Annotated in this window: 24 protein-coding genes; 7 read left to right on the top strand and 17 right to left on the bottom strand. The window is 41.2% G+C overall.

Annotation, left to right across the window (positions count from 1 at the left end; genetic code table 11):
- Window positions 1-247: 247 nt before the first annotated feature.
- The 12 genes from map to B5Y67_RS12070 form a co-directional block, all read right to left on the bottom strand.
- Window positions 248-997, bottom strand: coding sequence for a type I methionyl aminopeptidase (gene map, locus B5Y67_RS12115; RefSeq protein ID WP_088226687.1), 750 nt, complete (start codon window positions 995-997; stop codon window positions 248-250).
- Between the two features lie 333 nt (window positions 998-1,330).
- On the bottom strand, window positions 1,331-1,474 hold the full coding sequence (locus tag B5Y67_RS25365) for a hypothetical protein (protein WP_170932682.1): 144 nt from the start codon (window positions 1,472-1,474) through the stop codon (window positions 1,331-1,333).
- Between the two features lie 534 nt (window positions 1,475-2,008).
- The gene (locus B5Y67_RS12110; protein ID WP_088226686.1) at window positions 2,009-2,266 is read right to left on the bottom strand and encodes a hypothetical protein; all 258 of its coding nucleotides are present in this window, start codon (window positions 2,264-2,266) and stop codon (window positions 2,009-2,011) included.
- A gap of 112 nt (window positions 2,267-2,378) precedes the next feature.
- Window positions 2,379-3,290: a DMT family transporter gene (locus B5Y67_RS12105; protein ID WP_088226685.1), complete on the bottom strand. Its 912-nt coding sequence runs from the start codon at window positions 3,288-3,290 to the stop codon at window positions 2,379-2,381.
- A 203-nt stretch (window positions 3,291-3,493) separates the two neighbouring features.
- Entirely contained in the window at window positions 3,494-3,907 is a 414-nt protein-coding gene (locus B5Y67_RS12100; RefSeq protein ID WP_088226684.1) for a hypothetical protein, read from the bottom strand.
- A 107-nt stretch (window positions 3,908-4,014) separates the two neighbouring features.
- On the bottom strand, window positions 4,015-4,461 hold the full coding sequence (locus B5Y67_RS25900; RefSeq protein WP_242975945.1) for a hypothetical protein: 447 nt from the start codon (window positions 4,459-4,461) through the stop codon (window positions 4,015-4,017).
- Between the two features lie 135 nt (window positions 4,462-4,596).
- Window positions 4,597-4,893: a hypothetical protein gene (locus tag B5Y67_RS25895; RefSeq protein ID WP_242975944.1), complete on the bottom strand. Its 297-nt coding sequence runs from the start codon at window positions 4,891-4,893 to the stop codon at window positions 4,597-4,599.
- 60 nt (window positions 4,894-4,953) lie between these two features.
- A complete protein-coding gene (locus tag B5Y67_RS12090; protein WP_088226683.1) occupies window positions 4,954-5,334 on the bottom strand; it encodes a cytochrome c in 381 nt (126 codons plus the stop codon).
- Between the two features lie 613 nt (window positions 5,335-5,947).
- Window positions 5,948-6,091: a LysM peptidoglycan-binding domain-containing protein gene (locus B5Y67_RS12085; RefSeq protein WP_088226682.1), complete on the bottom strand. Its 144-nt coding sequence runs from the start codon at window positions 6,089-6,091 to the stop codon at window positions 5,948-5,950.
- Window positions 6,092-6,227: 136 nt separating this feature from the next.
- Window positions 6,228-7,550, bottom strand: coding sequence for an MFS transporter (locus B5Y67_RS12080; RefSeq protein WP_088226681.1), 1,323 nt, complete (start codon window positions 7,548-7,550; stop codon window positions 6,228-6,230).
- A gap of 46 nt (window positions 7,551-7,596) precedes the next feature.
- The gene (locus B5Y67_RS12075; protein WP_088226680.1) at window positions 7,597-8,154 is read right to left on the bottom strand and encodes a Fe-S-containing hydro-lyase; all 558 of its coding nucleotides are present in this window, start codon (window positions 8,152-8,154) and stop codon (window positions 7,597-7,599) included.
- Complete coding sequence (locus B5Y67_RS12070) at window positions 8,151-9,011, bottom strand: fumarate hydratase (protein WP_170932681.1); 861 nt, start codon at window positions 9,009-9,011, stop codon at window positions 8,151-8,153. Before B5Y67_RS12070 ends, B5Y67_RS12075 begins: the two co-directional genes overlap by 4 nt.
- A gap of 570 nt (window positions 9,012-9,581) precedes the next feature.
- Between B5Y67_RS12070 and B5Y67_RS12065 the strand changes: the two genes are divergently transcribed.
- The 5 genes from B5Y67_RS12065 to B5Y67_RS12045 all read left to right on the top strand — a co-directional run bounded on the left by B5Y67_RS12065 (window position 9,582) and on the right by B5Y67_RS12045 (window position 16,162).
- A complete protein-coding gene (locus B5Y67_RS12065) occupies window positions 9,582-11,288 on the top strand; it encodes a sigma 54-interacting transcriptional regulator (protein WP_088226679.1) in 1,707 nt (568 codons plus the stop codon).
- A gap of 390 nt (window positions 11,289-11,678) precedes the next feature.
- The gene (locus B5Y67_RS12060) at window positions 11,679-12,281 is read left to right on the top strand and encodes a succinate dehydrogenase cytochrome b558 subunit (RefSeq protein ID WP_088226678.1); all 603 of its coding nucleotides are present in this window, start codon (window positions 11,679-11,681) and stop codon (window positions 12,279-12,281) included.
- A gap of 91 nt (window positions 12,282-12,372) precedes the next feature.
- Entirely contained in the window at window positions 12,373-14,097 is a 1,725-nt protein-coding gene (gene sdhA / locus B5Y67_RS12055; protein WP_088226677.1) for a succinate dehydrogenase flavoprotein subunit, read from the top strand.
- 23 nt (window positions 14,098-14,120) lie between these two features.
- Window positions 14,121-14,873: a succinate dehydrogenase iron-sulfur subunit gene (gene sdhB, locus B5Y67_RS12050; RefSeq protein WP_088226676.1), complete on the top strand. Its 753-nt coding sequence runs from the start codon at window positions 14,121-14,123 to the stop codon at window positions 14,871-14,873.
- 59 nt (window positions 14,874-14,932) lie between these two features.
- Complete coding sequence (locus B5Y67_RS12045; protein WP_088226675.1) at window positions 14,933-16,162, top strand: malic enzyme-like NAD(P)-binding protein; 1,230 nt, start codon at window positions 14,933-14,935, stop codon at window positions 16,160-16,162.
- Between the two features lie 148 nt (window positions 16,163-16,310).
- Here the strand turns inward: B5Y67_RS12045 and B5Y67_RS12040 are convergent, their stop codons facing one another.
- From B5Y67_RS12040 to B5Y67_RS12030, 3 genes are all read right to left on the bottom strand, one after another.
- A complete protein-coding gene (locus B5Y67_RS12040; protein WP_282432773.1) occupies window positions 16,311-18,464 on the bottom strand; it encodes a heavy metal translocating P-type ATPase in 2,154 nt (717 codons plus the stop codon).
- Between the two features lie 292 nt (window positions 18,465-18,756).
- Window positions 18,757-19,170 (bottom strand): metalloregulator ArsR/SmtB family transcription factor, encoded by a 414-nt coding sequence (locus tag B5Y67_RS12035; protein WP_282432772.1) that lies wholly within the window; start codon window positions 19,168-19,170, stop codon window positions 18,757-18,759.
- A gap of 358 nt (window positions 19,171-19,528) precedes the next feature.
- Window positions 19,529-20,989 (bottom strand): FMN-binding glutamate synthase family protein, encoded by a 1,461-nt coding sequence (locus tag B5Y67_RS12030; RefSeq protein ID WP_088226673.1) that lies wholly within the window; start codon window positions 20,987-20,989, stop codon window positions 19,529-19,531.
- Window positions 20,990-22,082: 1,093 nt separating this feature from the next.
- Between B5Y67_RS12030 and B5Y67_RS12015 the strand changes: the two genes are divergently transcribed.
- Window positions 22,083-22,619: a CBO0543 family protein gene (locus tag B5Y67_RS12015; RefSeq protein ID WP_088226670.1), complete on the top strand. Its 537-nt coding sequence runs from the start codon at window positions 22,083-22,085 to the stop codon at window positions 22,617-22,619.
- A 47-nt stretch (window positions 22,620-22,666) separates the two neighbouring features.
- Window positions 22,667-23,293, top strand: coding sequence for a CBO0543 family protein (locus tag B5Y67_RS12010; protein WP_088226669.1), 627 nt, complete (start codon window positions 22,667-22,669; stop codon window positions 23,291-23,293).
- Between the two features lie 23 nt (window positions 23,294-23,316).
- On the opposite strand, the gene B5Y67_RS12005 is transcribed toward B5Y67_RS12010, so the two are convergent.
- The gene (locus B5Y67_RS12005) at window positions 23,317-24,000 is read right to left on the bottom strand and encodes a response regulator (protein WP_088226668.1); all 684 of its coding nucleotides are present in this window, start codon (window positions 23,998-24,000) and stop codon (window positions 23,317-23,319) included.
- Window positions 23,993-26,695 carry a sensor histidine kinase KdpD gene (locus B5Y67_RS12000; RefSeq protein WP_088226667.1) on the bottom strand — a complete coding sequence of 901 codons (2,703 nt, stop codon included), beginning with the start codon at window positions 26,693-26,695 and terminating at the stop codon, window positions 23,993-23,995. Before B5Y67_RS12000 ends, B5Y67_RS12005 begins: the two co-directional genes overlap by 8 nt.
- Between the last annotated feature and the right edge of the window lie 35 nt (window positions 26,696-26,730).

Here is a 26,730-nt window from a genome sequence, read left to right as displayed (position 1 = left end):
ACAACTACTCTATCTTCTGCTATATCAGCATCAGAAATACCTGTTAAGTATTTGACACTTAGCGGCAGCAAACAAAGAAGTATGACTACTGCTAAGCAACTTAAAACCTTGGAAAACCTAATTGACCAATAAGTTTCCTTAAGGTCAATTAGGCACCCTGTAGGCAACATATCCTCAAGATTTGCCTTTAGAAGATTCAACCCACATCTGTCGTAAAACAGTTATGATAGACAATTAGACAACAGTTTTAATTCTGTTCAGTTAAAACCAAAGGACCATTTTTAGTAATAGCAATTGTATGCTCATACTGAGCCGATAAACTGCCGTCAGCTGTCCTTGCTGTCCATCCATTCTCGTCGATTGTCAGGTTGTAAGCGCCAATATTGATCATTGGTTCGATGGTGAAAACCATCCCTTCTGAAAGCTTAACCCCCCTGTTAGGGTTGCCGTAATGGAGAACTTGCGGGTCTTCATGCATTTTCTGGCCTATACCATGTCCTGTAAAATCACGTACAACAGAAAAGCCATGGGACTCGGCATGAGTTTGAACAGCATGTGAAATATCGCCAAGCCGATTCCCAATAATTGCTTTCTCTATACCGATGTAAAGGCACTCTTTCGTCGCTTTAAGAAGCTTGTCAGCTTCTTCAGAAATTTGCCCCACCGGATAAGACCAAGCGGAATCAGCTAACCATCCATTGAGATTAACAACCATATCAATGGTGACAATATCGCCATCCTGGAGAGGAGTTTGAGTTGGAAATCCGTGGCAAATTTCATCGTTGACTGAAGCACAAGTCGCGAAAGGATATCCTTTATACCCTTTTTGCTCAGCCTTCGCCCCGTGAGAATTAATAAAGTGATCTGCGAAGTGATCGATTTCCATAGTGGTTACACCCGGATGAATAATCTCCCGGAGTTCCCTGTGGCAGGCAGTCAATATTTTACCCGCCTGAGCCATCAGCTCAATTTGCTGCGGGGTTTTCATGATAATCAATTTAATACTCCTCCTAATTTATCGCACATTTTCTAGATTATTTGGCCAATCCAATCTGCTCCTTATATAGTTTACAACGGTTCGCTATTTTTCGTAACCCATACCCGTCAGAATAATAGCTCATTCGCCAATTTGCTGGCAGCAAATCTAGCTATTCCTTCTCAAGTATATATTCCTTTTCTGGCGATATTTAATACTTTATCTGATATATCGGCAGCTAAAACTTTACTGTCACAGAATGCGTTCTCTTTGCCAAAAGCTCATCTAAAATCATAGCAAACCTATAGGCTTCTTAACCGGAGGAAAGCGTATATAAGATTAAAAAGCAAATACTTAATTATTTAGTATTTGCTTTTTAATCTTATACTTTTTTACTTTTTGCATACTTTCTTTACGTTCATTACTTTTAGGTTGTAAATGCTCAAGACCAATCTCAGCTAGAATAGTTTCAAGTGTTTTAATTTCCTGCGCTGTCATAGTTTTTAAGTCTTCCTCCAATACATTGGCATACTGCCTGATTAGTGAACAATCTCTTTGTTTATTAATAGTATAACTCCTGAATATGAAGCGACTGTTAAAAGAAGCTAAGTTTTTGTTTAAGTGAACATTATGTTCCTTTAGGCTGGATGATGGACTTGTGATCAAGTACACCATGATTACAAATGCTGAGCGCAAGGCAACCAAATAGTTACACAGGTACCTTTTCCCCGCTCACTTTGAATCTCAATGGTACCTTCATGGTTCTTAACGTATAATCATCATAACTCAAAATCAAGGTATGGAAAATACACCTTTCAATTAAGTGTTACAACTTACATATCTTCACAAATTAGTCGACATCTTCACTATAGTCTACTAAACTGAAATTAACCTGAAATACATTGTCACCAATCAGCCGACCGGTTGTTTCGTTACATATCTGGCGAAAGAGTTTACAAAAAACTAAGAGGTATCGCAAGGCGATACCCCTTAGTTTTTTGTAAGATATTAGACGCTGCTCTTTCTTATGTACTATCCGAGTTTGTTGTTAGGCAATGAATCCTTAAAATTTTCAGCAAACTGCATTGCAACTGTTTGTACTTCCTCCAGCTTTTCCGGTTTTAGCAAAGCAATCATTTTAGGAATAAACTGCATAATATCATCCTGTGTTAAATTACCTTCCGCCAGTCTCTTAAAGTTTTCAGCAAGTAAAACTTTTGCTTCTTCTACCTTCTCAGTTTGAACTCTTTCTAAAATAAAACTCAAAAATTGTTCCTGTCCGTTATTCATAATAACCTCCATTAAGTTTATAACATTCCATAGTATACCACAAATTAATCAAGTTAAAGCTATCATGCTGCAACATTGTGCAGGCCCCTCCCATGTTTAAGTATGGGAGAATTTACAATTTCGCTTCTTTTGTAGATATAGTTGTTTTTTTGCGAGGCCAAGCAGCTAAAACAGCTCCTGATAAGACACAAGCAGCACCAATATTTTGGGTAGAATTCAAATATTCACCTAGGAAAATATAAGCTAAACCCACAGTTAACACTGGCTCTAAGGTACTGACAATTGAGGCTGTTGTCGGTCCAACTTTCCGAAGTCCCCAAAAAAATGTTAAGATTGCTATAATGGTAGACAAAATTGCGATCCCCAAAATCTCCATCCAGGTTATAGCAGCGATATTCCATGTGAATCCCTGAATCAGACCCGTTATCCCATAGGTTACACACGCTGCACTTGAAATGACCGCAGAACTGAGCAGCGGGCTAACCGAATTTATTATGCGATTACTTGTTAGAATATAGACCGAATAAATTGCCGCCGCGCCCAAAGCACAGAAGATTCCGAGTAAATTCAACCCTTCAAAGCTTACTCCTAAAACGAGGATTAAGCCCAAAATGGAAAAAAGCAAACCGCTGACTTTGCTAATGGATAGTCTTTCCTGTTTAGTTGCTAAAGCTAAAACTGTAACTAAAACAGGATATACATAAAAAATAAGAGAAGCCATGGAACTCGGTATGAATTTTACCGCTGAAATATATAACCCAGCTTGCCCTGCATAAATGACACCGCCAAGTAACCAAAGTCTGACAAAATCCCGTTTAGCGAAATGCTTCATGCTTTTTCTCATGAAAACTAAACTCCAAAAAGCTATCGCCCCAATAAAAAAACGAACAAACAAAACCGTTGCCAAACTTGCTCCGCCCGCAAAAACAAATTTCCCAAAAATCGGATAGAAAGCAAAGCCTAATGCTGAAATAATAATTGCAGCAATTCCAGCACCGTGCCCATTACCACTCACGTTATTCATTTTGCCACCTCAGTATTTAGTTTTCGTCAAATTATATTACCATATATTACTGTGTGATGACAATTTACTGATCAATGATTAGCAGTATAGCACCTGTTGAGTTTGTTCGTAATAATCTGCCTCTCCGAAATTTTAAGCGAAACTAAAAAAATTTCCTTAATGGAAGACCGTCTATAAAACTAAGATATCTCTCCATCAAATTGCTAAAAACACCAATAATTTTTCCGTTGAGTAGAGCACGCACATAGGATTAGCCCAATGATATAAAATGCAATATGTCCGGCAAACGATGAAGCGTCGATATTTGCAATCAGTTTCATACAACTGTCTAGGGTAAAACCGTAAATAACTGCTGTAACAAAGGAAAACAAATAGGATACTTTAAACTTTCTCATAAAGAAAGCCATGATAACGAGAAGACACAACTGCAATATATACTCCGCCATTCCGAACGTCATAAAGGTCCAAATCCTAGATAATTTAAGATATATCAGGTATGCTGGAGCAACAACCATGGAAATACCCAAGTTCACTTTTTCCATAAACGCCGTTCCCAGCGCCAAAGCGGCAATGCCAAAAAGATATGCAAATTCTGTATACAACCTAGCTTTTTTCATAGTTCCTCCCAAAAAGAAGGAACACCTTTACCTGTTTGATATAGAAACAGGTAAAGGTGTTTCTTCATTATAATTCATTTTTGGTTGAGTTACAATGTGCAAAATCTTCAGCCAGCTCCGCAGCCCTCCTCGTCAGGCGAAACAATAGGGTCTAAGTAGACAAGACCTCCCCACATTGCCAGATCACAAAAAAGGAGTGGCGCTAACCCAGGGGCACCATAAAATACTCTTCTCCAACTAAATCCTCCTGATACATCCGCCGAAAGGTGAAGAATGAAACCCAATAAACCAATTAACATACTCAGTACCATGGTCATAGCAAATAGCCGAGAAGTCATTTTATCTAGGGAAGAGTACGCCTGAAGGAAAACAACACTTGCGGCAAAAAATCCTATATAAACAGGAAACCATGTGTAGAAATTGCCAAAGCGAGTACTGGCATGATCGAAAAAGGCAACTAGGGCCGTAGCGAAAAACCAGAAGGCTGTGGCCATAAGCAGCCAACGTGTTTTTTGAGTCAGTCCATATCTTTTTGATCGTGGGCGATCATCCATCCCGGTAATAGCACCGATAATTCCGAGAGCTATGAATGCCAAAGGAGCGAAAACAGGATTACCACCTACCAGTTTGGTGAGGCTAAAGGAATTACCGCCTATTACACCCGTTAGATGAAAGATGAACCCTAGTACTCAGATACAAATACCAAGCAAATTAAGCCCCATATGCAGAGTATTTATAATGCCTGGCTTTGGTTTAAATAAGAGAAGAAGAGCTGCAATAGCTGCGAGCGGACAAAATACAACTGGAATCCATTCGTAAACCGGCGAAAAAGCATCCCCTGCATGGGCGATCGTCACATCTAAAAATACAATTAAATAATTCAGTACAATAAAAAGTAAAATTAAACGAGTTTTTTCAATCGAAAGCTTAATTGGCTCTTTAGTAATCCATTTATAAGAGAAAACTGATGCAATATTTGATTTCAAAACTCATTCTTCCCTTCAACTTTTCTACATTCTAGCTATGTTCAACTACACCTCACATTTTTATTGTTTAAGTGCAGCTACATAATCACCAATGGCTTTTATTTGAGGATCACTTAATTGCCCTTGAAAACCTGGCATACCTCCTTTACCCGATTTAACTATAGTCTGAACCTTGGATGAATCAGACCAACTTCCCGAGTTAAGGGCCGGACCGCTCGCCCCTGAACCGTTAGAACCATGACAGGCCGAACAATAAGTGTTATATAAATTCACACCGCTTACTTGAGTAGTGCTGGAAGACGTGTTTGAAGAAGGGGTTTGACTCGATTGGTTAGACGGGGGAGTTTGGGCGGGCTGTATTGACCGTGTTAATACTGCCACAGCAATAATTGTTACCGCGATAGAAATAATTAAGTTTCTCCAGACTTTTGTTTGAAGCATTTCTTCACCAACCCTTTTTAAAGTTCTTCCCTATAAAATAAAGCAGTGGCTTAATACGTTTGCTTTTTAACTCGACATACAATCACTAATGACTTCGATAATCATCTAAATGCCCTTGAAAGCCCAGCATAGTTAAATTGCACCTAATTAACCCAGATTATTCTTTAGAATTCAAAAGCTGGATGAACGGGAATTAAAAATATCTATATTGTTATTTTGAATTCACTTCTGTATAACCTGGTGATTAATCATTTGTAATCGGAATAAAAACCAAATACTTTTGAAACACGACGAAAGTAATTTTGTAAAACCATTCTTAGCCTTATGAAGGAATTGAAAGGGATGTATCTAAAGGGAAAACTATTTTGTCTATATTACCTACAAATTTTAAGGCAGACAATTTAAATTTTGCAAAAAAATCATTCATAAAGTTAAATTTATTTATTTATTTTTTGACAAAAAATAAGCTACTGTCGAAACTAATTGTTTAAATTAAAAAACCTATAAAACATCTTCTCTGAACAACATGATCTTTAGAAGACCACAAGGAACCGAAGGTTCACCTACTTCTGCCACACGGAAAAAGGAGGGCAGAAGCCCTCCTTTTTGTCGATTAGCGAACTCTAATTCTTTCGCCTGGGTAAATTCGGTTAGGATTACAAATTTGTGGATTTAATACTATCAGACGATGAACGTGTGTCCCATAGTTCTTGGCAATTATATGAAGCGTTTCGCCTCTGCGTACATAATGATACATTTTAAATTCCCTCCCTATAATGATCACATCTCAAAATATTCCATTAAAAACTTGTTCGGTGTTTGCCCAATAAAATAAATCTTCAAAAAACTAAGAACCCCCGTCTGCACGAGGGTTCTTGTTATCGTTTTAATTATTATTTAGCAGCTTGACCAAATCCTTTGCCGATTGCCGCTTTTTTTCCCGGTTTCACGAAAACCATGGCGATCATTCCAACAAGTGCTGCAACCATAGCTGCTTTAAACATTGAGGGATAACCGTAGCTTAAGACCAAAGCACCTGTCAAGGTTGGAGCAAGCACTGTTGCAATATTTGTAAAGAAGTGAGTCACTCCGCCGAAGATACCGGCTCTGTTTGGTTCGGTATCCAAGATAACAGTCCAATAAACGGAATTGGGCAAGAAGTTAAAGGCATTCCCCACAGCCATTAAGGTAAGAACGGCTGAGGCCGTATGAACGTAAGGAATCAGCAAAAAACAAATTGCGGTGAACAACAGAGAAACCACAGCTAAACCGGAACGGGCTATTCTTAAACTGCCGGTTTTTCTGCGTAAGTAATCGGAAATTTTTCCGCCTAAAATAACGGTTGGAATAGCCCCTAACCATGGAATCATACCTAAATACCACAGAGAACTTAAATTGTAATGAAACACATCTTGTAAATATTTAGGAGTCCAAGTAAGAATTAAGAAGTTAACGTATTGAAATGCGAAATAGCCAACTGCGTTGAAGATCAATGTCGGGTTACTGAAGAAATGATACCATTTGACATTTGAGTCTTGATTAAACCCAGTTTCGTTAGCAAGTAATGATTTCTTGGAACGAATAATTTCTAATTCATCTTCTGTAACCTTTGGGTGGTTTTCCGGCAAGTTTGTAAAGACCCTTGACCATACAGTTACCCAAATCAAACCCAAACATCCTAGAAGTACAAAGGTAACTTGCCAGTTAAATACTGATAACAGGGCAACTGCTGCAGGAGCTGTGAGAGCGGCGCCAACCGGCACACCGAGTAATCCTAAGGAAGTGGCAAACCCTTTTTCATGAGGTGCGGCCCAGTTAGCCATCGTTTTGTTCATCGTTGAGAAAAGGGGACCTTCCGACAGACCAAATAAGACACGGAAAATTCCAAATCCAGCCAGAGCCGATCCACCTAGGACCGCTAAGCCAATATTTCCAGCGAAGGCAGTACAAATTTCAAAGATGGACCAAAAACTGCCGGCCAGCAGCCAAACAAACTTCGGCCCTTTTTTATCGGATAGGGCACCGCCAAATAGAGCTCCGAACATATAACCGTAGCCAAAATACCCAAGAACTTCTCCCCAAGATTTGGCATTTAAACCGAATGCAGAAATAATGTCCTTTTGAGCGTAGGATATTGCTCCTCGGTCGATATAGTTTACCACGGTCATGAAGACGATCATACCCATAATGAAATGACGATAATTGTTTTTCTTCATGGTTCTGCTAAACTCCTTTCTACGAGTGGTTTAATAGATGAGGAAGTCACGGTTTTCGATATTGTTCTTTCCCTATTTCGTAGAGATTGTTGCCACAATGGTCGATGACCACAATTGCAGGAAAATCCTTGACGGTTAGGCGTCGTATCGCCTCTGTTCCCAGTTCAGGATAGGCAATGACTTCAGCTGAAATGATGCATTTCGAGATAATGGCACCCGCTCCCCCTATTGCACCGAAGTACACGGCACCATGTTCTTTCATGGCATTAATGACCTCTTGAGAGCGCAGCCCTTTGCCAATCATTCCTGTTAACCCTTCAGCAATTAACTTGGGAGAATAGGCATCCATCCGTCCGCTTGTCGTCGGACCGGCCGAGCCAATCACTTGTCCTTCTCTAGCCGGTGTCGGTCCTACGAAGTAGATAATCTGATCGTTCAAGGGAAAAGGAAGGTCAGCACCTTGCTCCAAAGCCTCGACCATTTTTTTATGGGCCGCATCTCGCCCGGTATAGATTACACCGCTGATTAAGACATTATCCCCTGCCATCAAGCCTTTGATTTTCTCCTGGGTGAGAGGAGTTTCAATCCGCAGAGCTTCGCTCATCTGCCTATCCTCCCTTGTAAAACAATTTCTTTGTGGCGAGTTGCATGGCAGCCAATGTTGACCGCGACCGGCATCCCGGCGATATGAGTGGGATAGACCTCTAAGTTGACAGCAAGGGCTGTGGTCACTCCACCAAACCCTTGGGGACCAATGCCCAGCCGATTAATTCGATTTAGTAACTCCTCCTCAATTCTCGCCAGACGCTCTTCCGGATTATGTCTGCCTACTTCCCGCAGCAAGCTCTTTTTAGCAAGGAAAGTTGCTTTTTCCATGGTTCCCCCTACCCCAACTCCGACAATAATTGGGGGACAAGGATTTCCACCCGCTCGATCGACTGTGTCTACGACAAACCGCATGGCACCTTCTAAGCCCTCAGAAGGCTTACACATTTTTATGCCGCCCATATTTTCACTGCCGAACCCTTTCGGAGCCACTATCAGGCGCATAGAATCGCCCGGAACGATATCATAGTGAATAATTGCCGGTGTATTATCTCCTGTATTGATCCGGTCAAAAGGATCTTTCACGACGGATTTGCGTAAATATCCTTTTTCATAACCGCGGCGCACTCCTTCATCAATAGCCTCTGTTAGGAGACCGCCGACGATGTGCAAATCTTGCCCGACTTCAACAAAAATTACCGCCATTCCAGTATCTTGGCACATTGGAACACTTTCCTCTTCAGCAACTTTGGCGTTTTCAATCAGACGTTCCAAGATTGCAGCACCTAAAGGTGAGCGCTCATCCCGCATTGCCTTTTTAAATCCCCGCATGATATCGACACCGAGGTTATAGTTTGACTCTATACAAAGTTTTTCAATTGCTAAAATGATTTCTGCCACTTGAATTTCCTTCACTCTCTTCCCCCCCATATTACGTATTCCCTCAATTTCGTTTGCTGCAGACTCCTTTCTGATCACCACATCGCTCAAACCATAAAACTGATGCAGCGGCCTTAAATAGTTTCTCTTGGCATAATCATTTAGCAATAATTGTGCCAATTATTAGAATATTCTATTATGTATGAAAAGGCCTAATGCCATGCTTTTCTAAAGACTTCTCTCCTCGAAATCAGAGAGAACTGAATTCCAGATTCTAAAAATTAGATTAAGATATTAGAAATAAAGTAACTCAGAGGGAAAGCTTTCTTCATTAACAGTGAACTCGTTCAGCTAAAGCTGAACATCGGGGCTTCAGATACAATAATGTCCAGTGGACATTATTGCCGAGCCGCCTTTCCCAATAGAAATACTTAGCGGCGAAAGAGGACTCTACCCCACCTGAAGTTAACGAAGGACCCACCCCCACTTTTAAGAAGTGGGGGTCTTAGAAACTGGATGAATTTCTAAAAATTAAATAACTTAACAGGGAATTAAAAGAAAAAAGCGAATATTCTAATATCTAAATTCCAGAATGGAGTGTCGGCGATGGCTCATAAGGTAAGAGTTGGTATTGTGGGTATGGGACAAGGTGGAACAACGGTTTATAAGACCCTGCGCAAGATTGACAATATTGAGATCATTGTCGTTTGTGATCGTATAGATAAGAATGCCGGAATGGAAATGGCCAGGTTGGAAGGTGTGGCAACCTGCATGACCCTGGAGGCTTTTCTGAAGGTCCCCAATCTCGACGTCATTATTGAAGCAACCGGCAGTCCGGAGGTACAAGAACATTTAGAACGTCAGAAGGCCAAGTCCAGCGCTTTAGTTGAAGCACAAGGCGCAAATCTTATGATGTATATCATCGAAGAAACAGAAAAGCTCGCGGAAATCAAACGGTTAAAAGGAGAACTGGATACGATTTTGAACTCCGTCCAGGAAGCCATTGAAGTCGCAGGAATTGACGGAAAGATTAAATATGTCAACCCCTCCTTTAGTCGGGTGACTTTAATTCCGGCGAGTGAAAGAATTGGCTGCAATATTTTTGAGGTCTCTCCCAACGGTGCCCTGGCACGCTCTTTGCGGACGCATGAATCCGTATTCGCCCACAGAGCACAAGTGGGAGGCTCCAATGTTGAAGTTATCTCCAATGCATCACCGATTATAGTTGACGGCAAAATGGAAGGAGCCGTCGTGGTCTTCCAACCGCTGACAGACATTTATAAGCTGATGGAACAACTTAAAGCTTCCAATCAGGTGATTGATGATCTGCGAAGCCGCATTAATCAAATCTCTACCAGCTCCTATACCTTCGATGATTTAATCGGCAGTCACCCTGAATTTGAAAGCGCCTTAAATTTGGCCCGAAAAGCAGCGAAAAGCAATTCGACAATACTCATCACCGGAGAATCCGGTACTGGAAAAGAACTATTTGCTCATGCCATCCAGAGCGCAAGTTTACGTTTTGACAAGCCTTTTATTAAGGTGAACTGCGCGGCAATCCCTGAAACTCTGCTCGAAAGTGAATTTTTTGGACATGAAAAAGGCGCCTTTACTGGAGCCTTAAAAACAAAGCTCGGAAAAATGGAGTTAGCCCACGGAGGAACCATTTTTTTGGACGAGATCGGTGATATGAATCCCTATTTACAAGCCAAACTTCTGCGCGTTTTACAGGATATGGAGTTCGAACGGGTTGGGGGAACCCAAACGATTAAAGTGGATGTCCGCGTTATTGCAGCTACCAATCGAAATTTGCTGGCGATGGCCAAACGAGGCGATTTTCGTGAGGATCTTTATTACCGGCTCAACGTTCTGGAACTGCGCTTGCCGCCGCTGCGCAATCACAAAGAAGACATTCCTGCCTATGTTCATTCCCTCGTCGTAAAATTTAACCGTAAATTTGGCAAACGCGTTGTCGGTTTAACCGGCCATGCCGAAGAACTTTTGCTCAATTACAACTGGCCAGGCAACATACGGGAACTTCAAAATGTCATGGAAAGAGCAATGGTAACCGCCGAGGAAGAATTAATCAGCCACAAATCAATCCTTAATCTCCTAAATTCCGAGTCGCCGGCTGCCCAGGAACCTGTTTGCGAAACTATCATGCCCATTGAGCAAATGGAAAAACAAATGATCCGTTTGGCCTTAAACCATTACGGCGACTCCGCCGAGGGAAAAAAACAAGCAGCGAAGGCTTTAAAGATTTCTCTGGCAACTCTTTATAATAAATTAAAAACAATGTCTGACTTAAAATAAGCAATATTCTGCAAGTATGTTATTAAACCTTTTCATGTGTTTTAAGTTTATTTTTTAGTTTGTTACTTATATTCGTAGGTCTAATTTCGCTCGTCTAATTGAATTTCAGTTGTGTTTCTAGTTTTTAGAATTTATCATCACCAAATTCTAAAAACTAGAATTTTTTTTGGTTTACAAAGGGTTTGTAAACAACGTTTCTCTGACCAATATATAATTCTAAATTTATTGTTGGATGGCTGAACATAGTGCAGATAAGACTTAACAATGGTTTTTGAACTATTTTCTGAAAATAAAGTTAATTCATCTTAGTTTGGCATATCCCTTGCAATTACTCTTGCGCATCAACAGCGTTTTGCTATTAAGCGATTGAGAGGAGAGGATCCGGGATTTATGAGTATAACACAAAAGCCATATCATTTCTTGATTCGCAGAGTCCATTCTTTATTAGGTCTAGTACCCATCGGTCTGTTTTTAACGTTTCACATGATTCTGAATCTATCGGCCCGCGGGGGGCCGGAAATGTATGACAAAGTTATCGGTACCATGCGAAACTTCCCCGGGATTATTGTCGTTGAACTTATAGTTATCTTTATTCCCATTCTTGTTCACGCCATTTATGGAGCCTGGGTGGTTTATACCAGTCAAAGCAATGTTTTAGATTATAAGTATGCAAGAAACTGGTTCTATATCATCCAACGAATTTCTGGTATCTACACAATCATCTTTATTATTACTCACGTTTACCTGCTGCGTTTTGGCGAAGCTAGTTTCGCAGCGCTCCAACATTTCGTCAGTAATCCATATGGACTGATCTTCTACGCTCTAGGCGTTCTATTGGCGATCTTTCATTTCGTTAACGGCTTATGGGCCTTTGCCATCACATGGGGAATTGCCATTGGACCTCATTCCCAAAAAGTGTTGTCTTATGCTTTAGGGATCGTTTTCGTACTGCTGTCAGCGGTTGGTTTAACCGACCTAACAGCATTCCTCTAATTTATACATTCCACCTTAAAAAATCACTATAGACCTCAGAGGAAGCACACAGAAGATGTCCAGTAAACTACTAAAATTAGGAGGGTCAGGAATGAGTAAAGTCATCGTAGTGGGAGGCGGCCTCGCCGGGTTAATGGCAACGATCAAGATGGCCGAAGCCGGTACGCACGTCGACTTATTTTCTTTAGTACCGGTTAAACGTTCACACTCAGTATGTGCTCAGGGAGGTATTAACGGAGCTGTTAATACCAAAGGAGAAGGAGACTCTACATGGCTGCACTTTGATGATACGGTTTACGGCGGAGATTTTCTGGCAAATCAGCCGCCGGTCAAAGCAATGTGTGATGAGGCACCGGCAATTATACACATGATGGATCGCATGGGCGTAATGTTTAGCCGTACTTCAGAAGGATTACTGGATTTCCGCCGCTTCGGCGGAACAAAGTTTCATAGAACCGCCTTTGCAGGGGCTACCACCGGTCAGCAGCTGCTCTATGCACTTGATGAGCAGGTTCGGCGTTATGAAGTTGAAGGCATGATTCAGAAATATGAACAGTGGGAACTGCTCTCGGCCGTAATTGATGAAGGCATATGCAAAGGGATTGTTGCCCAGAACTTGCGGGATATGAGTATCGAGTCCTTCGCCGGCGATGCGGTAATTATCGCCGCCGGCGGACCGGGCGCAGTCTTTGGCAAGAGCACAAACTCTTCCATTTGCACAGGAAGCGCTGCAGCGGCGCTGTATCAACAAGGCGTAAACTATGCCAATGGAGAATTCATTCAGATTCACCCTACCGCTATTCCGGGCGATGACAAACTCAGGCTGATGTCGGAATCAGCACGCGGAGAAGGCGGCCGAATCTGGACCTACAAAGACGGGCAACCCTGGTATTTCCTCGAGGAAATGTATCCGGACTATGGCAACCTAGTCCCCCGTGATATCGCAACCCGGGCTATCTACGAAGTTGTCTTCAACAAAGGTCTTGGGGTAAACGGGGAAAACATGGTCTACCTTGATCTGTCGCATATTGATCCCAATGTCTTACAAGTTAAATTGGGCGGCATCCTGGAAATTTACGAAAAGTTTGTTGGTGACGATCCCAAGAAAGTACCTATGAGAATTTTCCCTGCTGTTCACTATTCTATGGGCGGGCTTTGGGTTGATTACAACCAGATGACCAACATTCCCGGACTTTTTGCCGCGGGAGAGTGCGAGTACCAATATCATGGTGCAAACCGCTTAGGGGCCAACTCTCTGCTTTCCGCAATCTATGGCGGGATGGTCGCCGGGCCAAAAGTAATGGAGTATATTACGAAAAACAAGATTAAAACCCCCAGCGGCAGTGAGCCGGCTTTTCTTAAAGAGAAGAAACTCGAAGATGAAAAATGGACTAAAGTCATGACGATGAAAGGTCCGGAAAACCCCTACCTACTCCACAAAGAATTAGGCGAAATTATGACATTAAATGTCACCGTTATTCGCTATAACGATAAGTTGGCAGAAACCGACCTTGTACTTCAGGACCTCATGAAACGCTGGCATAACATTGGCAGAAGCGATACTGTTCAATGGGGAACTCAGGAAGGAACGTTTATTCGGCAGCTGTGGAATATGTTGGAACTGGCAAGGGTTATTACTTTAGGAGCCCTAAAGCGCAACGAAAGCCGGGGAGCACATTATAAACCGGAATTTCCTGAGCGCGACGATGTTAACTTTTTGAAGACAACCATCGCCCGTTGGACACCCAGCGGCCCGGAAATCAGTTATGACGATGTCGATGTATCTCTGATTCCACCGCGTCCGCGTCATTATTAAGAGAATTGGAGGCGAAACATAGAATGGCTCAGCAAAAAGTAATTCACTTTAAAATTCGTCGTCAAGACGGTCCGGATAAGCCAAGCCGTTGGGAAGAATTTGATGTTCCTTACCGGGAAAAATTAAATGTTATTTCCTGTTTAATGGAGATACAGAAGAATCCTGTCACCTCTTCAGGGAAAAAGACAACGCCCGTTGTTTGGGAATGTAACTGCTTAGAAGAAGTTTGCGGGGCTTGTACGATGATTATTAACGGGAAAGCGAAACAAGCCTGCTCTGCCCTGATCGACCACCTGGAGCAGCCGATTGTCCTTGAACCTCTGACGAAATTCCCGCTGGTACGGGACCTAATGGTCGATCGGCAAATCATGTTCGACAATCTCAAAAAAGTCCATGCCTGGATTCCCATTGATGGAACTTACAATTTGGGTTCGGGCCCGCGTTTGGCTGAAGCCAAACGCCAGTGGGCATACGAATTGTCTAAGTGTATGACCTGCGGATGCTGTATGGAAGCTTGCCCGCAAGTTAATTCCCGCTCAAAATTCATCGGACCGTCGGCAATATCCCAGGTCCGCCTCTTTAACGCTCACCCAACCGGTGAAATGAATAAACACGAACGGTTAGCTCCGCTGCTCGATGAAGGCGGCATTGCCGATTGCGGCAATGCCCAGAACTGTGTCCGTGCTTGTCCGAAGGAAATACCTCTCACCACAAGCCTGGCGGACTTAAACCGCGAAATTAACAAATTTGCTCTTGACCGCTGGCTTCGAAAATAGTAGAACATCATATTTCCCCACACTATAAGTAAAATTTTCAGGAGGAGGAGATTTGCTGAATGAGAACATTACGAGAAGAAGCTTTAGAGCTGCATCGCAGCAATGTAGGGAAATTAGAGGTGCACAGTAAGGTTCCGGTACGCAACAGCCGTGATTTATCCCTTGCCTACTCACCGGGAGTTGCCGAACCTTGTTTAGATATTCAGAAAGATAAAGACTTAGCCTATATTTACACAAACAAAGGCAATTATGTAGCTGTTGTCTCTAATGGAACAGCGGTTCTCGGCTTAGGGAATATCGGGGCACCCGCTTCCCTGCCGGTCATGGAAGGAAAATCCGTGCTCTTTAAAACCTTTGCTGGTGTCGATGCCTTCCCCATCTGCTTAAACACGGAAGATATTGATCAAGTGGTTGAGACGGTAAAACTATTGGAACCAACCTTTGGCGGGATTAACTTGGAAGACATCAGTGCACCGGCCTGCTTTGAGATTGAAGAACGTCTCAAAAGGGAAATGAATATTCCCGTTTTCCATGATGATCAGCACGGCACGGCCATCGTTGTTATGGCAGGTATGATTAATGCACTTAAGGCCGTTGGCAAACGATTGGATAATATTCGCGTGGTAACCAACGGGGCCGGTGCTGCGGGCGTAGCTATTATTAAATTGCTTATGAGTATGGGTGTTAAAGATGTGATTATGTGTGATACCAAAGGAACCATCTATCAAGGCCGCCCTGTTGGAATGAATAAATCCAAAGACACCATTGCTGAAGTAACCAATCTTCAGAAACTGGCCGGAACACTCGCCGACGCCTTGGTAGATGCTGATGTCTTCATCGGTGTTTCAGCTGCCAATACCGTAACACCTGAGATGATTAAATCCATGGCAGCTGACCCCATCATCTTTGCCATGGCAAACCCGATTCCGGAAATCATGCCTGATCTGGCCAAAGAAGCCGGAGCTAAAGTGGTAGGAACGGGACGTTCCGATTATCCAAACCAAGTTAACAATGTATCCGCCTTTCCCGGGATCTTTAGAGGTGCTCTGGATGTTCACGCCACGCAGATTAATGAAACCATGAAGATCGCTGCAGCCTATGCCATTGCCAGCTTGGTTAGTGACGAAGAACTTAACCCTGATTACGTCATTCCGAAGGCCTTCGATCCCCGTGTTGCTCCGGCCGTTGCCGCAGCAGTCGCCAAAGCCGCTATGGACAGCGGCGTGGCCCGGATAACCGTTGATCCCGAAGAAATCTCCAGGAGAGTATGGACAATCCGACCGGAATAATCACAAAAAAGTATTCAAAACGAGGCAAAATCCCCTATACTCCTAACAAAAGAGGCGTTGACAATAAGCTTTTTAAGCTTAGTCAACGCCTTTGCCAATTAACGCAGCAAATCTTCCGAAGAACTAAAGCAACCTCGATTTTATAGTCCTAAGGTATTATTACTTGTTCCTTTGCTAAATACATACTATTTTTCGTCATTTTACTGGAAATTGAGTACCTAATAACGCGTGTGGCATTGAGAATAGCGAGTACAGCAACTCCCACATCGGCAAAAACAGCCTCCCACATATTAGCTATGCCAAACATTCCAAGTATGATAAAACCCAACTTAATAATTAATGCGAAAGCAATGTTTTGCCAAATGATTTTCTTAGTATATCGTGCAATATCAATGGCATCAATAAGTTTAGCAGGTTGGTCTTCCATTAGAACCACGTCAGCAGCTTCAATCGCTGCGTCTGATCCCAAACCACCCATTGCAACACCAATATCGGCACGTGTTAAGACGGGAGCATCATTAATCCCATCACCGACAAAAACAACTTTGCCTTTATCGGGCTGTTTTATATAGTTTTCTAACCAGGCTACTTTATTCTCCGGAAGTAAATTAGAATGGTACTCGCTAATTTGCAAATCTTCTGCTATCACCTGAGCCACTTTTTCCTGATCACCAGTTAACATGACAGTTTTTATTCCGGCATTATTTAGACGGGTAATAGTTTCACGCGACCCGACTTTAACCCGATCAGCTATCAAAATATAACCTGCGTATGCTCCATCGATAGCGAGGTGGACCAAGGTTCCCGCTTCTTTAATGGAAGGAACTTTAACTCCCGCTAGCTTGATAAGTCCTTCTTTTCCCGCTATGATGTATTGGCCATTAATCGTTGCCCGAATCCCTTGACCGCTTATTTCTTGGTATTGATCAATTTCTTCAGCCCTAGGAACCTTCCCATATTTTTCTCTAATAGACTTTGCTATAGGATGACTCGAATGGGCTTCCGCTTTAGCTGCCAACTCGAGCAGGGTACTTGCCGTGAAATCTTGAGCCGGGGCAATTTTAACAACTTGGAAGACCCCTTCTGTTAAAGTTCCTGTTTTGTCAAACAAAACAGTCCGTACATTGGTTAAAGCTTCGAGATAATTTGCTCCTTTCACTAAAATTCCATGCCTGGAAGCACCCCCAATCCCTCCAAAATAACCCAGGGGGACAGAAATGACAAGAGCGCAAGGACAAGAGATAACTAAAATTGTCATAGCCCGATATAACCAATCGCTGAAAACTCCACCCATAAAAAGCGGCGGAATTAAAGCTATCCCTAATGCGACTATCACAACACCGGGGGTATAATACCTGGCGAACGTCGTAACAAACTTCTCTGTATTTGCTTTGCGTGAACTAGCGTTCTCTACTAAATCTAATATTTTTTGTACGGAGGAATCAGCAAATTGGCGAACAACTTTAACCGTTAAGGCACCGGAATTATTTATCATTCCGGCCAGAATTGTATCCCCAACGTTCACCTTACGCGGAACAGACTCCCCTGTTAATGCCGAAGTATCAACAAATGAACTCCCATGTAAAATCTCACCATCGAGCGGAACTTTCTCCCCAGGACGGACTAAAATTTGTTGCCCTACTAAAACATCTTCAGGATCAACTTTGGTGACGTCAAGTTGATTGATCAAATTAGCATAGTCCGGACGAATATTAAGCAAAGACTTAATGGAACGGCGGGAGCGATCAGCCGCCCGGCCCTCTATAAGTTCACCGACAGAATAAAACAGCATAACACCAACAGCTTCCGAAAGTTGATGAATGGCTATAGCCCCAACCGTAGCTAGTGCCATCAAGAAATTTTCATCAAAGATCGCTCCCCGAAAAATATTACGCATTGCTTTCTTCAACACCTTAAAACCAACAAGTAAATAGGCAGCCAAGTATATCACATAGTCCAGGACTTCCAGCCTACTGTTACGCCAATATGAACCAAACACCAAACCAATCGCTAAAAGCACTGCCGCAACTAGGATTGTCAGCAGATGCTTGCGATCCAAATGTTCTTCGGTATCATTTTTAGTTTCTTCAAGAGCCCTTTCTTCTTGGATTGCTGCCAGCTTTACACCTGGTTCAATCCCCGCCATAATTTTTTGGGCTTGATCTTTCATTGAAGGTGGCAAAAGCACGGTCTTTAATGCAAAGTTGATTGTTGTCTCCCCAATTCCCTCCGTTGAGCTCAATGCCCTTTCCATCTTGGCGGCACAGTTTGGGCAAAACTCGCCCTCTATTCGATAGTTCACCCGTTCTTGCCTGTTATGGTTATAGGTTTGTTTATGATCAGCATTCTTCTCCTGGTCATGATTATGCCCGGGGCAGCATTTTTGCGCAATTTTATCTGTCGCCACCTTTTTTCTCCTCTCTTTACTCAATTTATATCCAAACATATTATCATATGAATATTTGTTCATATGTATAGTAGCAAATATCCTTATGTTTTGCAAAGGTTAGATTTTTTGAAATATTCCTTTTTCATGCATTTTATCCTGATAGCTTTTAACAGATAATCGTTAACTATGATTTCCTGCGTATTTCTTACTTTGTAATCGTATGCTCATTAATATGTTCAAGCCCTTGGCTATATAAACCTAAAACGTGTTCGTCGTCCAAAGCATAATAAACCATTTTTCCCTCACGACGATATTTTACCAGCTTATTGCCACGCAGTACACGTAATTGATGAGAGGTTGCCGATTGGCTTAGGTTTAATAGTTCTGCTAAATCGCAGACACATAATTCAGCTTTGGCAAGAGCGTCGATTATTCTCACTCGCGTCGGGTCAGCCAAAGATTTAAACAACTCGGCTAAATCTTCAGCCTGTTCATGAAGGATAAGTTTATTGTCAAAATTATTAATTACCTCTGGATGAATGCATACAGTATCACAAATGGGACTATCGTTTTCTTTGGCAATAGTCTTAGGATCGAAATTTTTGTTGTCCGAATTCAAACATATTCACTCCTAATGATCAAACATTACCTTTATATATAATTATAGCATAATATAATTATAGAAACTTTCTATTTCTTCTTTAAGCTTTCTTCATTAATCTCCAACTTGCCGAGCCTCACTTTACAAAAGTTCTCATTAAGGTTTAATGCTTTATTTATGCTCAAGCCCCTGCTTGCTCCAATTTTCTAAGTTGTTGCATTACAATAATTTTATTCACTTCGGGACATGATAGCCCAATATTGGGGCGATAGCAAGTTAATTATAAAAAAACAAGCTATGCATGGACACAGCTTGCAATTATTAACGTACCATCATAATATCAATTTTTAAACCAAGCAATATTGTTAAATATAAACTAGTATGCTTTCTTGATTCCTGTTAATTGACTGGAAAAATCATCAAGGGCGACTAAATCTTTAGGGCTAAGCTCATGAAGAGACGTTTTACCCAAGCTGCGTAAAACTTGTTCCATTTCTACAACCATTGAACGCAAAACATTAGCAACTCTCTCGGCACTTACCCCTTTATCCAACTTATGGTTATATTTAGATGCATAGCTCACAAGAGTTGTAGGGGGTTCCCAGGGTAAAACTTTCTGATGTTGTTTATTAACCATTGCATATAAAGGAAGGGTTCCAAGATAAATAGCATCAGCGCCCAGTGCGATGGCTTTAAGACAACTTCCAGGATTGAAATATCCGCCAGATACAATCAGGCTGACTTGGTCTCTTACTCTTTGATCATTCAAAAATTTAACTGCCCGAACTAAAGCATGCAGACTTGGAATTCCAAAGTCATCCTGCATCGTCGGATTTGAGTTTAATGCGCCGCCCTGCGCACCGTCTATTGCAATAACATCAACCCCGTATTCCAAAGCCTTGGCCAACTCTTCTTCAATTTTTTCAGTAGCCATCATTTTAATTCCAATGGGAATACCATGAGCTCTTTGGCGAATCTTCCTGAAAAAAGGTGGCCAATCATGGTTACTCAGTATACCAGGAGGTGCAGGCATTCGACTTATACCTTCATTCCGAGATAACCCCATGAGTCTCCGAGCCTTTCCTTTGATTTCCTCCGGAGCAACATAATAGGATCCCATTTGTGCCCCTTGTCCAACTTGGATTTCTAACATGTCCGCAGCTAAAATTTCCTCATCTTTGCGTAATCCCCATGGCCAATTAGAAATTTGCAGGATATATCTCCCTGCTTCCCGCCGCTCTTCCTCTAAGTACGGACCTTCACCGGAACAGATTGCAGTACCAGCCGTTTTTGCCCCTCTGGCTAGGGCCCTTTTAGCTTTTTCACTCAAAGCTATACCATAGGCCATTCCAGAAATAATCAATGGAATGGGCAGTATTAATGGTTTACTGGCCTTCTTACCAATCACAACTTCCATATCAATTTTGGTATTACCGGGCTTAGAAAGATCGGTAAGCTGTGGTGGTATGAACATTATATTGTCATAACCATCAAACTTTTTAGGCGTTCCTATCGGTCTTGTAATAGCTGTCCCTTGAGTCGCTCTAAGGTTGATTTCCATGATGTTATGGATATCTGCACGTTTTATAGCTGTCCACAATTCCATAATATTTTGGTTATATTCATCTGTTGTTATTGTGGTAACCGCATCCGCAACCTTTTTCTGAATCCTCTTACGTAAAAGAGGCTTAACAGATAAAGCCGCCAGTGGTAATGTAGCTAACATTATTCTCCGATTCCTTGTTTTTCTGATTGCTTCGTTTCGATGTTCTATTGCATACCCGGTCGCTATTAACGCCGACAAGGAACCCAAAACCTTAAGTTTATTAGCTTTCATTGTTTGTACCTCCTAAGAAAGTGAACTCGTTCAGCTCAAGCTGAACATCAGGGCTCGATGGGGGGGACTTGACTAATTCTTATGATTGTAGAAACGTTTTAGCCAGCAATAGGATAAATAACCACTCCCATATGAGATCAGATATGTAATAGATGTATAGAAAATATTCCAACCATGGCTATAGGATAACCATTTTGTCAAAATTAGAAGGTACTCAAAAAATGAAGTCATCACCACAAAAATAAGCAGCAGTAAATATTTACTTATTTTTAAATTATCCGAAAAATATAGGAAATAACATCCTAGAGTTGGATAGAAGATTAAATTTACTGGTAATGGCGTTAAACTATTATTACCTAGTAACGGTTTAAGGTACCAAAATCTTCCGCCAAATCCAATTGCGTTGATGACATAAGCCCCTATACAAGCGTAAGGAGCCATCAGTAAAACAAGTTTGGTTTCCAACTTCATTAAGATTATAAGAAATACTAAAGGAATCAATAAGCTAATCATCAGATACATTACACTTGTCATATTCATAATTTCAGTATTACCTATTGATATGGAAATATGCCCATATCTTTAAAGGGTCTGGGTATACTACATACTATAAGTGCTAGAAATTGGGAAAGGTATTACCCGACAATTTTATATTTCATTTCTCTTGATTTCCTGTATAACATGTTATATGCCAATTATCCATTATGGAAATATACGGGTTTATTGCCCAACCATACTTTCAACGATATTTTTGTAGCTATTTTTACCTTCCCTTGTATAGCTTTGATATATTTACCATATTTCCCTCAAAAAATAACTAAAATAATTCTTTATATTTTAGCGTGGACAGTTGTGTACGCAATTTTTGAATATACTGCTTTTGCAGCGAATATTTTTATATATTTTAATGGCTGGAACATATGGTGGTCCCTTGGATTTGATGCTGGACTTTTTACTACGCTAATTCTGCACCATAGAAAGCCCAAAATTACATGGCCTTTAACCGCCATAGGAATAATTATTACGATGGTATTAACACATTTACCAATAAACAGCATGAATTAGCCGGTTTAGGGGGTACTATCTTTTTACTATGGATCAGGCAAATGAATTATTGCATCAAGCCAATATTGAACTTCAAAAAATATGGTTAGGCCAAATTGTTTTTACTTGGAGATGGTGGTTGGCCGTTTGCATATGTGTACTCCCCTGGTGGGCATGGGTAGTCTGGCGGGATAAAAAAAACAGCACACCTTTGTTGTACGCCGGCTTTTTTATCATGATCCTGGTGTGTTGGCTTGACACAATAGGTACGGCCATGGGGCTTTGGTCTTATCCAACCAAAACTGTGCCACTTACTCCGTCCTTTCCTGAATTTGATCTGAGCGCAATCCCTGTTGGAAATATGTTTATGCTGCAGATAATGCCTAACATAAAACCTATAACAAAATCTATCATACTATCACTTGTGGCCTCTTTATGTATTCAACCGTTTGCTGTTATTGCCGGCTTGTACAACCCTAAGTATTGGTATCATTACTACTCTATCCCTTTTGTAGTTGTTATTTATTTATGTGCAAATTATTTATACGAAAAAATGAAACTTGAACAAAGGAATAATTGTAAATGATGATCTCGTCTCCATTATTCTTTTACGCGTAAGGAGTCAAGCCTATCATGCGTTTTTATATCTTTCCCGAATTAGACAAAACAAACGACCTTATCCATCAATGTAATGTTTTCGCTGATCGAAAAATAGTTATTTATATTATCCCTGAATTAGAAAAAGTCCTTGAAAAAGTTCATTTAGCTAATGTTCAGGTTTATCACATATGGATAATAACGACTCTATTTACTTGGAAGTGGTGGCTGCTTTTAGCGATAGGGGTTGTTTCATGGCTTTCATGGATATATATGCGGCCAAAAGATAAAACCCACCACCTGCTATTAGCGGGCTTTTTTGTTATGGTTGCCACCTATTTTATGGATGCAGTTGGTTTAGCACTTGGTCTTTGGTCCTACCCAATCAAAGAGATTCCTCTTATTCCACCGTATCTGGTTTGGGATTTATGTGTGATGCCTGTATCCGCTATGGCAACAATTCAGTTCAAACCAACTATGAACCAAATCGTTAAATCAATTGGATTAGGACTGAGCGGGGCGTTTATCGTTCAGCCAATCGCCTCATGGCTTGGCTATTACCATCTAAAACATTGGAGACATTCCTACTCATTTCCACTTGTAATCATCATCTATTTATTGGCAAATTTTTTTTACAATGAGAGGTCATGGAAAAAGCATTAACTCTTACTTCAAACCACATCATCTTAGACTAATTTATACCCGACTCCGGGTTCATTAATAATGTGAATCGGTTCAGAAGGATCATGCTCCAATTTTTTCCTTAACTGTCCTATATATATCCTTAAATAGTGACTATTTGAATCTGTATGCGGCCCCCAAATCGTACTGAGAAGCTGATGATGCGTTAGTATTTTCCCTTTATTTTGGGCTAACAAGGTCAGTAATTGATACTCAGTCGGTGTCAACTTGATCAGATTACTATTAGTTCTTACTTCTCGGTTCTCTAGATCAATGGTTATATTTCCAAATTTCAAAATTTCTTCGTCACTAGTATCATAGCTATGCCTCAGAGCATTCCGAATTCTAGCAAGAAGTTCTCCCATACCAAAAGGCTTGGTTACGTAATCGTCTGCTCCTAAATCAAACGCTAGGACTTTGTCATTTTCATGTTCACGAGCAGTCAGAACAACGACCGGTACTTTCGAGGATTCTCTTACCTTTGTGAGAACATCAATACCATCTAAATCAGGAAGTCCTAAATCTAAAACAATTAGATCGGGTTTAGTTTCATTTATTTTTCTTAATCCTTCGTCAGCAGTATTAGCTTCATATACCTCATAGCCATGTACGGATAGCGAAACCTTTAGAAGTCTGAGAATCTGAGGCTCATCATCAATTACAAGTATCCGTTTTTCTTTCTCATTCATGGTAATCTCCTATTTCTTCTGGAATATGTGAGGGAATTTCGGTCAATGGAATCGAAAACGAAATAGTAACTCCTCCATTGTTTGAACTATTTTCGGCTTGTATTCTTCCACCGTGAAGTTCAACGATTCCCTTTGAAATAGCTAAACCTAACCCCGTGCCACTAATCTGGCGAGGAGAACGAACTCGGTAAAACTTATCAAAAATATGCTCTAAATCTTCCGGAGGAATCGGTAACCCCCAATCGCGAACGGAAACCTCTACTTGGTGTTCGTTATTTCTAATCATTATATAAATTTGACTATTTGGTTTAGAATATTTCATGGCATTATCCAAGAGATTGGTAAGAACTTGCTTAATTAAGACAAAGTCAACGTTAATCAATAAATCTTTATTGGAAATTTCGTAAACGATTTCTCGCTTGCTCAGAACACTTTCATCAAAACTTTTAATGGCTTCTTTAATAATTTCATTGATCGAACACCACTCCTTGTTTAACTTAAGCATATCGCTTTCTAGTCGGGCCATATCGAGCAAATTGTTCACTAATTTATTCATTCGCATGGCGCCAATTTTGATCGTTTGAAGAAGAGCTTGCCTGGAAGCTGTATCGAAGAGTTTATCATTCTCTAAAAGGCTTGTTACAGCCCCGATCATTGAGGCAAGCGGAGTTCGTAAATCATGGGAAATTGAGTTGAGTAATGCTGTCCGAAGTTTTTCGGACTCACTTAATAGCTGAGCCTCTCTTGCTCTTTCGACCAGTGATATTCGAGCGATGGCTAAGGCAGTCAAACTTGCAAAGGCATCAAGCAAGCTCCTTTTTTCGGATAATAGATACCTTTCTGAGTTCTTAAGTTGTACCCCAAGAACTCCGCAAATCCCTTGTTCTGATATTAAGGGCAGGTAAAATCCTTTGGCACCGCCAAGCGTATCCGTACCCTTTCCCGCCATTTGATTATTTTGAAAAACCCATGCGGCAACAGCTCTTTCATTTTCGTCAAATGTGCTTTTCAAGTTTGAGCTAGCTCGTAAAGCTAACTGTCCATTTGTTTCCGGAACTAAGATAACGACCTCGCCTTGAATGATGTCCGATACTTTTTTCACAACACTTTCTAATACAATGTCTAATTCGGAAACAGCTGCAATTTCACGGCTTAAAGAATAAAGCGCAGCAGTTTGAGACTCACGCTGCCGAGAATTCATAATTTGTATTCTTAACCGAGTTGACAGATTACCCAGATAATAGCCTATAAGAATCATAATGCCAAAACTAATAAGATACCTCAAATCCGCTACAGTAAACGTTAAAACAGGGGGAATTGTAAAAAAGTCATAGGTAATAACCGATACAATCGCTGTGAAAACACCGATCTTTTTTCCGTAACGCCCAGCACTTAGAAGGACGGGTAGCAAATAAAGCATAGCGGTATTAACCAGACCCAAATCAGAACTTCCTAACCACGCTATGACTGTAATAACTGCCAGTGCAACAAACGTTGTCACATACGGAATAAGATTAGTGGCTTTTTTTACACTTATCTTTCTTACTTCATGATCTTGTCTAGCCTTTAAACCATCTCCCGGTATAACATGGACACTAATATTTTGGCTTTGCCTAAGAACCTTTTCAACGATCGAGCCCATAAAGCGTTCACTAAATTTAAGATTCCCGGGTTTACCAATAATAATCTGAGTTACATTACGTTTCTGAGCAACTTCAAGCAGCTCTTCGACGACATCATTACCGCTTAATGATATGATTTCGGCATTCAATTCTTGTGCTAAGTGCAAGCTTTTAGCTAATTGGTCCTTTTGCTTTTCGTTCAGAAAATTGGAAGGTGTATCAATGTAAACAACAAGAAGGTCAGCTTTCATGCCTTCGGCAATTCGTTTACCCATTCTAATCAGCCGTTCCCCAAAAGGACTGGCACTGATGCAAACCATGACCCGTTCACTGGCAGGCCATGGACCCTCTATGCCGTGAACCCGCATGTAAGATTCCAACTGCCGATCGACCCTCTGAGCTGCAAATCGCATGGATAGTTCCCGTAAAGCATTAATATTACCCGGCCTAAAAAACTTGTCTAAAGCATGTTTCGCTTGATTGGGAACATAAATCTTTCCTTCTTCCAGACGCTGAATTAACGCCTCTGTCGGAATGTCGATCAATTGTATTCTGGCATTTTCTAAAATCGAGTCCGGAACTGTTTCGCGTACTGTTACTCCTGTAATTTTAGCAACGATATCATTAAAGCTTTCAACATGCTGAATATTAATCGTCGTATAAACGTTAATGCCCACTGCCAAGAGTTCTTCAACATCTTGGTAACGTTTTAGATGACGTGATCCAGGCACATTAGTATGAGCTAATTCATCCACTAAGACAATATCAGGATGGATTGAGAGTAGTTCATCAAGGTCCATTTCCTTCAAGACCTTGTCGTGATACTCAATGTCTTTGGGCGTAACTTTAGGAATCCCTTCCATTAAAGCTATCGTTTCAGGCCGAGCATGCGGTTCAACCCATCCTGCCACGAGTTTAATTCCTTCGGAGAGTCTTTCCCTGGCAACTTCTAACATAGCATAAGTTTTACCGACACCTGCTGCGGCACCCAGGAAAACCGTTAGTTTTCCCTTAGACTGGTCTTGAATATCAGCTAAAAGTTCATCGGGGTTAACTCGTCGTTTCTCGTTCATTTTATCCTCCCTTTAAAATAAAGAAAACTTGGCCA

It is taken from the genome of Desulfosporosinus sp. FKB (assembly GCF_002196705.1).
In the GTDB taxonomy this organism is placed as follows: Bacteria; Bacillota; Desulfitobacteriia; order Desulfitobacteriales; family Desulfitobacteriaceae; genus Desulfosporosinus.
Note: the sequence above shows the minus strand (reverse complement) of the source record. Positions and strands in the feature narration are given on the sequence as shown.